This is a genomic window from Lysinibacillus sp. A4 (assembly GCF_024919535.1).
GTDB lineage: Bacteria > Bacillota > Bacilli > Bacillales_A > Planococcaceae > Lysinibacillus > Lysinibacillus capsici.
This window is the reverse complement of record NZ_JANWTB010000023.1, coordinates 1-11,208: the sequence shown is the minus strand read 5'-3', so window position 1 is coordinate 11,208 and position 11,208 is coordinate 1. Positions and strand designations below refer to the sequence as shown.

The 11,208-nt window shown below is 34.2% G+C and carries 15 protein-coding genes and 1 pseudogene; 15 read left to right on the top strand and 1 reads right to left on the bottom strand.

The window, feature by feature from the left end:
- The 12 genes and pseudogenes from NY607_RS23790 to NY607_RS23735 all read left to right on the top strand — a co-directional run.
- A partial coding sequence (locus NY607_RS23790) for a DNA/RNA non-specific endonuclease (RefSeq protein WP_259420534.1) occupies window positions 1-416 on the top strand: 416 nt, incomplete at its 5' end.
- A gap of 5 nt (window positions 417-421) precedes the next feature.
- Entirely contained in the window at window positions 422-916 is a 495-nt protein-coding gene (locus NY607_RS23785) for an antitoxin YezG family protein (protein ID WP_259420533.1), read from the top strand.
- Between the two features lie 285 nt (window positions 917-1,201).
- Window positions 1,202-2,494 carry a deaminase domain-containing protein gene (locus NY607_RS23780; protein WP_259420530.1) on the top strand — a complete coding sequence of 431 codons (1,293 nt, stop codon included), beginning with the start codon at window positions 1,202-1,204 and terminating at the stop codon, window positions 2,492-2,494.
- Between the two features lie 14 nt (window positions 2,495-2,508).
- Window positions 2,509-3,204, top strand: a complete 696-nt coding sequence (locus tag NY607_RS23775) for an Imm3 family immunity protein (protein WP_259420528.1) — start codon at window positions 2,509-2,511, stop codon at window positions 3,202-3,204.
- A gap of 200 nt (window positions 3,205-3,404) precedes the next feature.
- Window positions 3,405-3,542 carry a hypothetical protein gene (locus NY607_RS23770; RefSeq protein ID WP_259420526.1) on the top strand — a complete coding sequence of 46 codons (138 nt, stop codon included), beginning with the start codon at window positions 3,405-3,407 and terminating at the stop codon, window positions 3,540-3,542.
- A 60-nt stretch (window positions 3,543-3,602) separates the two neighbouring features.
- Window positions 3,603-4,571 carry a hypothetical protein gene (locus NY607_RS23765; protein ID WP_259420524.1) on the top strand — a complete coding sequence of 323 codons (969 nt, stop codon included), beginning with the start codon at window positions 3,603-3,605 and terminating at the stop codon, window positions 4,569-4,571.
- 10 nt (window positions 4,572-4,581) lie between these two features.
- Window positions 4,582-5,043, top strand: coding sequence for an SUKH-3 domain-containing protein (locus tag NY607_RS23760; protein WP_259420522.1), 462 nt, complete (start codon window positions 4,582-4,584; stop codon window positions 5,041-5,043).
- 448 nt (window positions 5,044-5,491) lie between these two features.
- Window positions 5,492-5,647: pseudogene (locus NY607_RS23755) on the top strand (pre-toxin TG domain-containing protein); the annotation flags it as partial.
- Entirely contained in the window at window positions 5,630-6,430 is an 801-nt protein-coding gene (locus tag NY607_RS23750) for a deaminase domain-containing protein (RefSeq protein ID WP_310794759.1), read from the top strand. The pseudogene NY607_RS23755 and the gene NY607_RS23750, both read left to right, overlap by 18 nt.
- A gap of 19 nt (window positions 6,431-6,449) precedes the next feature.
- A complete protein-coding gene (locus tag NY607_RS23745) occupies window positions 6,450-6,797 on the top strand; it encodes a hypothetical protein (protein WP_259420521.1) in 348 nt (115 codons plus the stop codon).
- Window positions 6,798-8,188: 1,391 nt separating this feature from the next.
- Complete coding sequence (locus tag NY607_RS23740; protein ID WP_259420519.1) at window positions 8,189-8,611, top strand: hypothetical protein; 423 nt, start codon at window positions 8,189-8,191, stop codon at window positions 8,609-8,611.
- Window positions 8,612-8,732: 121 nt separating this feature from the next.
- Window positions 8,733-8,933, top strand: coding sequence for a hypothetical protein (locus NY607_RS23735; RefSeq protein ID WP_259420517.1), 201 nt, complete (start codon window positions 8,733-8,735; stop codon window positions 8,931-8,933).
- An 18-nt stretch (window positions 8,934-8,951) separates the two neighbouring features.
- Here the strand turns inward: NY607_RS23735 and NY607_RS23730 are convergent, their stop codons facing one another.
- A complete protein-coding gene (locus NY607_RS23730; RefSeq protein ID WP_259420515.1) occupies window positions 8,952-9,158 on the bottom strand; it encodes a helix-turn-helix domain-containing protein in 207 nt (68 codons plus the stop codon).
- Between the two features lie 172 nt (window positions 9,159-9,330).
- Here NY607_RS23730 and NY607_RS23725 point away from each other — a divergent pair, with 172 nt between their 5' ends.
- From NY607_RS23725 to NY607_RS23715, 3 genes are all read left to right on the top strand, one after another.
- Window positions 9,331-9,945: a CdiA family toxin C-terminal domain-containing protein gene (locus NY607_RS23725; protein ID WP_131520624.1), complete on the top strand. Its 615-nt coding sequence runs from the start codon at window positions 9,331-9,333 to the stop codon at window positions 9,943-9,945.
- A gap of 12 nt (window positions 9,946-9,957) precedes the next feature.
- Window positions 9,958-10,323: a ribonuclease toxin immunity protein CdiI gene (gene cdiI / locus NY607_RS23720; RefSeq protein ID WP_131520625.1), complete on the top strand. Its 366-nt coding sequence runs from the start codon at window positions 9,958-9,960 to the stop codon at window positions 10,321-10,323.
- 222 nt (window positions 10,324-10,545) lie between these two features.
- Complete coding sequence (locus NY607_RS23715) at window positions 10,546-10,713, top strand: hypothetical protein (protein ID WP_250783654.1); 168 nt, start codon at window positions 10,546-10,548, stop codon at window positions 10,711-10,713.
- Window positions 10,714-11,208 lie beyond the last annotated feature (495 nt).

Sequence of the window (11,208 nt, the reverse complement as noted above, 5' to 3'; positions counted from 1 at the left end):
CTCCAGATGGTTATACTTACCGTACGGATAACAATGGACGTATTACTGAATGTGAAGGAACGCTTATTCTAGGCACTGCAGAACGAAACGCATACGCACAGAGAACTGTGGGAGGAAAAGATAGATTACCTGATGACGACGGTGGACACTTAATAGGAGCACAGTTTAAAGGGCCAAAGGATATCGATAACCTAGTTCCACAAAATAGCCAAATTAACCGTTCTGGTGGTGAATGGTTCAATATGGAGACTGAGTGGGCAAATGCATTGAAAGAAACACCTCCGAAAAAAGTTACTGTACAAATTAATCCGACGTATTCGGGGAATTCAATGCGACCAGATTCATTTATAGTTGAATACGAAATTGAAGGGGACTTTCCAGTAATTCGTGAAATCGCAAATAAAAAAGGTGGATGAAATAGATGAGTTTTGAAATAGAATTGAATAAAATATATAAAGAAATAGCACAGCAGGTTAACGATATCATACCTGTTGAATGGAGTAACTTCTATTTTAATGGTGAAGTTAAGGATAAGGACGGAGGAGTTTTTTTCTTTTTTAGACCTAAAGATAATGAAGAGAACTACTTATTTTCACATTTTATTCCAAGAATATATGGTGTAGATAAAAGGGTTTATAATAAAGAGCTGCATAAGTTATTTGAACTAATTGTTAAACTTCAAGATGTGTTTATTAATAACGACCAAGAACTTTGGTTTTCAGTGACATTATTACTTAATGATAAAGGTAAATTAAATGTCCATTTTGATTATATAAATTGGCAAAAAAGTGAATTTGGCCCAGCAGCAAGAATTAAGTATTTTGAGTATAAATATGTAAGCAATAACAAAGATAAACTAGATATAGATTTAATAGAGAGAATGAAGAGATTTGAAGTTAAAGAGAGTAGTATATAGTTCTCCTTTTCTTTTGATTTTAGATTCGAAGAGTATGAGTACCTTAGAAAGTATATTTATAATAATCCATAATTTTGCAGGAATTCTAGATAAAGAGTAGTATTTAAGTTGATTTGTTAAATTAACGCTTTTATACTCCTAGTTTAGACAAAATAAATATTTAAAGAATTATAAGTTTAATAGCTTCTTTTAAAAAGCTCATACATCCATTTTAATAGTGGATATGAGCTTTTTATTTTTGCATTGTTGTCAACTTCAATAATAGAAGCTCAGAGAATTACCTTCTTGTACGGCGCAGCGATAAAGAGCGGAGGGGCGAAAGGAAAGAGCGCTAAGAAATCCTCTAAAAAGAAAAGCGCCACGAAGAAAAAACAACGGAAGTCCAATAAAAGGAAGAAAAAGAAAAAACGCAAGAAGAAAAAGAAGAAGTGGGGTAAATTCTTTACCAAGGCACGGAAGCTCTATAATAAACTAAGCAAAAGTAAAATAGCGAAGCAATTTAAGAAAGTAGTAAAAAGAGCTGTCCTAGCGGGTAAGAAAACCTATAAACAAGCAGTAAACAAAACGAAAGCCGTTTATAACCAGACAAAGCAAGCGGTAAAGGAAGTAAAACAAACAACGAAGGAACTAGCCATCAAAACGAATTCAGCTGCAAAAGCGGTGATAAAGGACATCAAAAAACCAGTTGTCAAGTCACTTAATAGCTGCAAAGAAATCGGCAAAGATTTCAAAAGTGGTCTGGACAAAAGAGCAGATAAAGCACTCGATTCTCCATATGATTTTGTAAATTATCTAACTCTAGGTGCAGTAGATGGTATTTGGTCTGGAGCCAAAGGTAGAGCAGATAAGATGCTCGATTCACCTTCTGATTTTTTCAATTATGCAACATTTGGTTTCACGGGGATGGTCCAAGGTGCGGTGAATCCGAAAGACCCGTTATCGAAAGAACATTGGTTAGATAGTTTTGGCGTAGCCACGTCAATGTTAGGGGTTAAAGGTGCGTCAAGTACAAAAACAACTAGTGGATTTTCATACAGTCCTTCTATTAGTATCCCTAAGAATAATTTGAAAAATAATACAAATAATATGGATAGATTTCCGACTAAGCAAATCGATCCTGTTATAGACAAACATATTATTGAAAAAGTTGCAACAGCGAGAGGGCAATTATCTAAGAAATATAAAGAACAGGGTAATTTTGCATACGCAGAAGTAGATGTTTCCGGAATTGATAAAAAAGATTTCTATGCCCACAGTGGAATTCATGATGCCTCAAAAAAAATTCCTGGAACAGAAAAATTTTCTTTTAAACCACAAAATCCAATATTTCAGGCTACTGAAGCACCTAATAAAGCAGGACAAAGCTTTTTAAGAGATGGAGATACTGAATATAAAATTTTAAACGATTTAGCAGAGAAAATTGGAAATAATAATGAGGTTAAAGGGACAATAAGGTTATTTACAGAAAAAGATACATGTGATAGTTGTAATCTTATAATTCAACAATTTGATGAGAAGTATCCAAATATTAAAATTGAAGTAATTCATAATAATGATAATAGTATATTACCAAAATAATCAGGAGGGTTCTTATGGTTTATAGTTATGAAGAATATGAAGAATATATTTTAGAAGATTATAATGATTTAGTTGGGGAAAAAATGAGTAAAGGAGAGGCGATTGCAAGAACATTTAATGAATATGACATGTTAGCCAAAAAAAGTGAAACAGATAAAGCAATGTTTTGTATAATATTTTCAGAAATAGCGTTAACTCATGAAAAGATTTCACATTCTTTCATGAATTATATTGAACAATCACTAAAGGAACTTGATTTCAAAGCAATTAAACAAGAAAATAGTTTAACAATTGAACAGTTAAACAGTTTAAAAAATCGAAGAGATTATGTTTTACAAGAGTTGAAAAAAAAGCCATTAAATTATTACCCAATAGTTTGTTGGTATTATAATGAACTAAGCGAAGAAGTTCAGAAATTCATTGACGATTTTATAAAAGAAAGCGAAAGGTTAGAAGCAATTATTTCAAATGTATTACAACGATTTGATAGAGATTGTAAAAATACTAATAGTGAAAAATTTATTATTTACACAACACTAGCGGAAAGTATATATAATCATCAAATAAAGGATGTACTTGGTATTAACGAGCTAAAACTTGAATTGGAATCGTTTAGGATTGCTGATATAACTGATGAACAACTTACAGAAGAAGAACAAGAAAAGTTATCGGAACGAATTAAAAGTGTCTTATCTAAGTTAAATTTCTAAAAGCATTGATTAGTAAAGGTTAGTTCTAGCCCTAAACCCACAAGGGTTTAGGGCTATTCTTATATTAATTGAAAAGGGTATAAGAAAAGTTTAAATTCTTTACCAAGGCACGGAAGCTAAAAAATAGTTTATCCAAGAGTAAATTGGTTAAACGGGCGAAAAAGGCAATTAAAAAAGCTGTTCTGACCACGAAAAAGGTTGTGAAAAAAACAAAGGCCGCTGTTTCGAAGGCCAAGCAACAGGTAAAGGCCGCTGTCCAACAGACGAAGCAGGTCGTCAAAAAACAAGTACTACCAGCGATGAAAAAAGCTGCACAAGCAACGACCAAAGCTGTGTAAAATGCTGTAAAACCTAAAAATCTGTTAAATACGCTCCAAACGGGCTTAGATATAGTCGGGATGGTCCCCGTTGTAGGAGAAGTAGCGGATGGCGTAAATGGTATTATTTATGCGGCAAGAGGTGACAAGGTCAATGCGGCCCTCTCCTTTGGCGCTATGATTCCAGTAGTGGGCAATGCAGCAACAGCTGGTAAATGGGTCAATAAAGGTGCGAAGGCAGCGAAGGGTATCAGTGAAAGTGCTCAAAAGGCGAATAAAGGTCTTTTAGGCAATGTAAAAGAAAAAGTCAACAAGCAAGTCTCAAATGTAAAAACCCAGATCCAAGCCAGAGTAGACGAAGTCAAACAACAGCTGCGTCAGCTAGGAGCCCCGCAGATGGAGTTGGCAGGTGCGAACGTTGGACGGATTTCGGATACAGGATCGGTTGGAAAAAATACGTCCTCCTCGAGTCCGAAGCCATCTAATTCCCAACCACCACAAAATGGCTCGAATAAAAAGCCTGATGAGAATAAGGGTACTAAAAATAATACAGCTAGAGCATTAAATTCGGAAGAAGCTATAGCTGTAGCAAGGAAAAAACTTGAGCAAGAACGAGCAGAACTTATTAATGGTAAATATATTGATCCAAATACAAATGAAATCTATATTCCACATGTTATTACTGCTGCTGTTGATATGAAAGCTGGAAAAACCTATATTGGTTATAATGGTGTCGGCACAGATTTAAGAACAGGGAATCCTAGATTTAATCCGACAGCAACGGATTTACTCGATGATACTAAAAAATTGGTGGAAAAAACTAAACAGAGAGCGATGGAAAAGGAAGGGAAAAATAGTTTTGAGAGATGGGAAGTAGAAAACTGTGCGGAAATTCAAGCAGTAAATCAAGCTTTTAAGGAGGGTGCAAAGCTTGAAGATATTCTCTTGAGCACCATCTCTTCAAAGGATGGTAAATATAAGGAGATGTGTAGGAATTGTAGTGTGACATTTGAGGAGTTTATTGTTGATATACCATTTGGTAAAAAGTGAGGTATTTATTATGGAAAGACTATCAATAAAAACAGAAAAAGTATTAAAACAATCGGGGTGGAACCCAAACCGAAAAATAGATATTAATTCACAGGTGAAATATTTGGAAAATAAAGGGTATGTGGTTTTCGATTGTGTAAAAGAAGCACTTGAGCAATTTGGTGAATTAAAATGTATATATGAAAATGACGGAAAATCGGAGAGTTTTGTGATAGAACCGAAAGAAGGGCTGGGGGATTTAGACAGAAGGCATTATAAAAGATATGAAGTTATAATAGGTAATGATTTGGTTGTCATTGGTACTGCCTTTAGAGATAATGCAGTGTTGTATATGTCTAAGCAAGGGGAGGTATATGCAGTACTAGATGATTACTATATTTGGAAAGTTGGGTGTGGAATATATGAAGCTCTTAACAATTTATGTGAAGGAAGAGAGTTAAAAGTAATACATGAAGAGCATTTAAAAAATTAAGGTGATAAGTATTACTTAGTGCAGAATGAAATCATTAATTATGTATAGCTCATTTAATATAACTATAAAGACTTCGCCAGTTTATTTGTACGTATATAAATGCGTGAATTTTTCATCTGAATAACAGTATTCCATTACAACAAACAGGTCGATTATGGTTAGATAATTCCATGATAGACCTGTTTTTTACTATTTTTGTTTAGTTTTAAAGACACGAAAGAGGTTGGTGGAGCAGTTATCACAGAATTTGTGAAATTGGAAACGAAAGTAGCAAAATAAAAAAGGGGAATTGGAAGAGATTGTTTTGGCAATGAAGAAGTAATGTTAGACTATGAAAATTTATTTATATTTTTAAAAGAAATAACTGGAGAGTATAGGGCGAAACATTTAGACAACGAGTTAGATAAGGAGGATCTAGAAAAGAGTTGCTTCCACCGTTGTTAGTAATGGCAAGGCCCTATATGAATCTGCCACAGGCAAAGACCCGATCACAGGTCGCAAGCTAAGCAAGGCAGAGCGAGCCATCTCTGCCGCTGCAGTAATTGGAGGACTCGCAGTCAAAGGGCTGAAGCATGGTGGAAAAGCGGTGATAAAAATCGCCACGAAGGGCGAGAAGGGCAGCGCTATCGTAGCAAGTACAACGAAAGCGGTAACGAAGCTAGCGGAGAAAGGCAAGCAGCTCACAACGAAAGTGGCAGCCAAGGCGAAGGAATTCAAAAAACAAGTCAATACAGCCATCGCCCAAGCGAAGCAAAATGGACGCAAGCAGCTCGACCATCTACAAAGTGCCTTACAAGGCAATAGACAAAATGATTTCGCACTGGCAGGCGGTGGGAAGCTAGTTACCCAGACGACGAGGAAAGAGAAGCCTACTGATACCTTGGTACAGGCAAGTTCTGGGAAAGGGTCGAGTTCAACTAAGGGTACGGGTAATCTTTCATATACACAAAAAGTAGATAAATATCAAGAAAGGACCCAGGCTATCCGTGATAATTTACCATCAAAATATAAGAAATATGGTAACGTTGCAGTAGCGGATGTTAATATTTCTGGACTTAAGTCAGAATTTAAAGCGCATAGTAGAATTCATAAAGAATATGAAGGTGGTTTTTCATATGTCATTGGTGAAGGTAAATTTCCAGCTAAGTCAGTTAACCATAAAGGAGAAACAGATGCACCAAATGCGTTCTTAAGAGCTAATGATACTGAACGTAAAATCCTTGAAGATATATCAAGGCAATTAGGCGATGATAAGACTGTTAAGGGAACAATTGATTTATTTACGGAGTTACCTGCTTGTGGAAGTTGTACAGATATAATTTTGCAGTTTAGAAAAGAATATCCGAATATCAAATTAAATGTATACTCGGGAGAATTTAAAGATTAGAAGGGAATGTATAAAATCAATGTTGAGTAGTTATGAAGAGCTTAATCAATATGTCATAGAAGATTTTGATGAATTTTTAAATGAAGGTTTATCTATTTCACAAGTAACTGAAAAACTTCTTGAAGAATACTATAGGGGGATAGTGAATAGTAAGGTTGAGAAATTAGTTATATATTTAAGAATTGCACTTTTGAGTATTGAAAGAAATTATCTTCGTGAAGATATTAAAGCTGAGTTAATGAGTATGATAAATGAACTCGAATCAATACCTACTAAAGAGGAAGTAGGTTCTGAAAATACAAAACAAATTTTATTAGACATCGAAAGATTTAAAAAGAAATCTAAGGATGTTAATAAAATTTTATAGTAAGGAAAAATTAGAATTAGTTGAGGTAATAAACAATGCGGTGTTTAAAATTATGATATCATGAAGGCAGTATGAGTATTACTAAACAATAAAAAGCGTGAGAAGTAAGCAATATGACATTTTACACAGTGAGGGTAGTAAGACCAGGAAATAGTAACAAACAAATGATACTGCCAATGCTCGTGGCGATAAATACAAGGTATAATATGACAGAGTCATTTATAACTTGTTTACGGTTAAAGATTCCTTGAATTTGAATTAATAACTCATGAAGGCTAGACCATCAAGGAGTCCTATTTTAACAATAAAGCAATAAGAGCGAGAATAGGCTTACAAGGGCCACTTATGGATGGTATTAGTAACAACACACGAGATTAAACATGCTAAAGGGTTTAAACGTTACACTTGCCAAGTAGTATAAAAGATGTCATACTGTCGATATAAAATTACTTATAAAACTTTCAAATATATTAATAAACTTAGAAAATTTATAAACTTAAAGCACTTGATTGTCTATAACAGGCGACAAGTGCTTTTTCGTATTTCTATATTCATAGATAGAGAAGATGATGATTATTTAATTAGTGTACTAAGTGTTAAATTTTATACAAGTACTAGCATACAAGGAGAAGAAAATACGATGGAAATAAAGGTTTCGATAGATAAGTTCGTTATAGATTATAAGGATGTACCACATTCAGCATTTTTACGTGTTTATATGTTGGGGGTGAAGAAATATAAAATGAAAATCAAGATTTATAGCGGAACATATAGCTATGAATTACACATGCGGAAAAGTAACGATGTATATGTTCATATGTATTTTAAAAACTATAGAGAAATAGAAGGTCACATACATACCCTAAGGATTGAAACAAGGCCATAGCATTACTCAAATTTTAAAGAGATACTAGAGATGATAGGGAATCGGGCAAGCAGAGTAGAATTTGTGAGTTTTGATGTTGAGTGTGATATACAAACTGGGTTTGGAAAATATAGTGGTGATACCGACAGATGCACGGGTTCAATTGTTCTTCGAGTGAGTTAATCGTTTATCTCCAATACAAGTAGGTCTTGAATAGAGACTTGTAATGTGTAGCACAAAGCTGAAAGGGTCTTATATGCAGACGTTGTATAGGTTGTGTATATAAATGATTGACGGTATTAGGAAGAAATGAGGTTTGCTTGGCCAGTTGCCGACAGCTCATTTGTTTTTTAGTTAAAATATCATTGAGAAGTAAACGAATGGTAGAAGACATAATAAAAACACCTTTAGATTGTAACGGTTATGTATAATGTACGACTATACTCATAGTTAAAAATCAAACGGAACAGGGACAAAAAAACAATATTTAAATGAGGTTCATATTTCAATAGAAGGGAAATAAAATTTGGATATAAATGAAATTGAGAATCTACCTGATAGAATACCAACTGGAACACTAATATCAATGTTTCAAAATGCATTAGATCAATTTAGAAATAATAAAATAGAAAAAGATGGTTTTTTATTAATCCTTAGTCAACTAACAGACAGGCAAGTTATGACATACGAGTTATTAAGAAGTGATATACGAAATGATATTGATAGAACTCTCTCTAGATTATGGAATACAGATTCCTATGATGAAGTAGATATTATTCTTTCTATTGTAGTAAATCTCGGTCTAGAAATTTGCTTTAATAAAATAAAAGAATCACTGGAACAGTATAAGGATATAGATAAATCAATCCTAGATGAAATACAGCAAACAATAGATGAAGTAGGTGAGAATATCTCTAACCCGTATTATGGTTTAGAAAAATTTAAATAACTTTAAAGAGAAATTAGAATTTGTTGATAAAATGAAGCCATGCCATGTCCAGAATCAAATATCATGAAGGCACTGCCTTCATAAGTATTACTAAACAATAACAGCGTGAGAAGTATGCGAGATGACTTTTTACATGGCGATGGTAGTAAGAGTAGGAAATAATAAAAAACAAATGATACTGCCAATGCTCGTGGCGATAAACAATAAGAAGTACAACAAGGTACTCTTGCTCTACGCTAACCATGTAGAGGGAACGGGGTTTGAACAAAAGGTTGTACACAATTTTATTAATAATGACGATAAAAAAAGTCGCTTCTTCTAACAACGGAGGCGACTTTTTTTAATCTTCTGTGTCTATGAGATTAATGATGTCTCGAATATCTTCTATCTCCAATGTTTCTGCAATTTTTTCGATATGATGGAAATGAATGTTTTGCCTTTTTTGGTTGGCTAGCTCACTTAAAGCGGCATGACGTATATCTGTTAATCGAGACAATTCTCTAAGGGAGATCCTTGGCAATGCAGCAACAGCTGGTAAATGGGTCAATAAAGGTGCGAAGGCAGCGAAGGGTATCAGTGAAAGTGCTCAAAAAGCGAATAAAGGTCTTTTAGGCAATGTAAAAGAAAAAGTCAACAAGCAAGTCTCAAATGTAAAAACCCAGATCCAAGCCAGAGTAGACGAAGTAAAACAACAGCTGCGTCAGCTGCGACCACCAGAGATGGAGTTAGCAGGAGCAGGTGTAAACGTCAGACGCATAGAGGATACAGGAACAGTTGGAAGAAACACAACAACTCCAAGTCCGAAGCCATCTAATTCCCAACCACCACAAAATGGCTCGAATAAAAAGCCTGATGAGAATAAGGGTACGGGTAATCTAGTTTTCAAATCAGATTATGATAACCACTTAATAAATGTACAAGGTTTTAATCGTGATGCTTCTAAAGGTATTACAGGTGGTCACAATATGGATGAGTTCTACAATTATTTTAGAAATGTTGAGAAGTTAGATGATAAAGATTTTATCCATAAAGTAACACCCCATCCTACAATTGATGGAATCATACAAATTAATTACAAGATACCTAAACTTGATAATAAGGGTAATCTAACTGGGGAGTATAAGCACTTCAAGAATCCAAAAACAGTGTATGATCCATCCAAAATATCGGATGCAACCATAATCGAATGGGGTAAAGACGCAATGCAACAAGGAATTGATGCTGGTAGTATTGTCGGAAGAAAGATAACTGGTATTAATCCGAATGGATTGAAATTTGAAGGGTATATGGATGCAAATGGTACTATTACAAACTTCTATCCAAAACTAGACTAAAGGAGATAAACAATGAAAATAAATAAGAATTTTGATGAATTAACTGCAATGGAACTATATTTCCTCTATCTTGATGAAGATAAATTTGTAAATGCTCTTGAGGATTTTTCAAACTCCATAGGATATGGTATCTCAGAGTTTATCAGTTGTGCATTTCCATCTGAATATGAATCGTGGGAAGAAGGGTATTTTGGAGATAATGGTGTGAAATTTGAAGTTGAACCACCAGCAGTTGATGAGATTAAATATGAAATAGTATCAAATACAGACTTCATTGATTTTCTAGATAATTTAACAGATCAGTACCTTGGCTCATATCCTATGGAGGAATCTAAAGTTGTACTTCTATTAAACCAAATTAAAACTACATTAATTTAATAAGTGGGGCTATACAATGCCGAATGAAACAATAACGAATATAATCCATGGAATACTCATATAAAAGTTTCGTCATTTCGTTTGTATGCACATAAATGCTTAAATTTCATACCTTAAATAACGCTATGCTGTTATATTGGACAGGTCGATTATGGTCAGATAGCCCATGATTGGCCTGTTTTTGCCTCGATGGCACAGATAAAGCAAAAGATACAGACTGGCATGGATAAGCTTGGAGATATGTTAAACGGAAATAAACCTCAGCTTGCGACAGCAAGTGCGAATGGTATGAAGATGGGAGCGAAGAAAGAAAGTGACTCGCTCGTTCAGATGAGTACCAATAAATCTGGTAGTTCAGAGAAGGATGTTAAGTGGTATGTTAGAACATGAGAAGAATATATTAGAACAAGCATTGAAATAAAGTATTATGAAATATAAGGAAATTGAACCTTGATTGGCTAACCATCTTTCAAGGTTTTTTATTACAGTTGCAACAAGAAGGATTGAGGATAACAACTCATAATATGCAATGACTAATAGTATTGATAAGATAAAACTATGCCCTGCTCAGAATCAAATATCATGAAGGCAGTGCCATCATGAGTATTACTAAACAATAAAAAGCGTGAGAAGTATGCGAGATGACTTTTTACATGGCAAGGGTAGTAAGAGTAGGAAATAATAAAAAACAAATGATACTGCCAAAGCTCGTGGCGATAAACAATAAGGCACTCTTGTCCTAAGTTAACCAAGCAGAGTGAACGTGGTTTTAACAAAAGGTTATACCCAATTTTTTTAATCTTCTGTGTCTATGAGATTAATGATGTCTCGAATATCTTCTATCTCCAATGTTTCTGCAATTTTTTCGATATGATGGAAATGAAT

Coding starts and splice junctions, on each gene's coding strand:
- NY607_RS23785 (WP_259420533.1), top strand. CDS start 422: ATGAGTTTTGAAATAGAATTGAATAAAATATATAAAGAAATAGCACAG.
- NY607_RS23775 (WP_259420528.1), top strand. CDS start 2,509: ATGGTTTATAGTTATGAAGAATATGAAGAATATATTTTAGAAGATTAT.
- NY607_RS23765 (WP_259420524.1), top strand. CDS start 3,603: ATGGTCCCCGTTGTAGGAGAAGTAGCGGATGGCGTAAATGGTATTATT.
- NY607_RS23760 (WP_259420522.1), top strand. CDS start 4,582: ATGGAAAGACTATCAATAAAAACAGAAAAAGTATTAAAACAATCGGGG.
- NY607_RS23745 (WP_259420521.1), top strand. CDS start 6,450: ATGTTGAGTAGTTATGAAGAGCTTAATCAATATGTCATAGAAGATTTT.
- NY607_RS23735 (WP_259420517.1), top strand. CDS start 8,733: ATGACTTTTTACATGGCGATGGTAGTAAGAGTAGGAAATAATAAAAAA.
- NY607_RS23725 (WP_131520624.1), top strand. CDS start 9,331: ATGGAGTTAGCAGGAGCAGGTGTAAACGTCAGACGCATAGAGGATACA.
- cdiI (WP_131520625.1), top strand. CDS start 9,958: ATGAAAATAAATAAGAATTTTGATGAATTAACTGCAATGGAACTATAT.
- NY607_RS23715 (WP_250783654.1), top strand. CDS start 10,546: ATGGATAAGCTTGGAGATATGTTAAACGGAAATAAACCTCAGCTTGCG.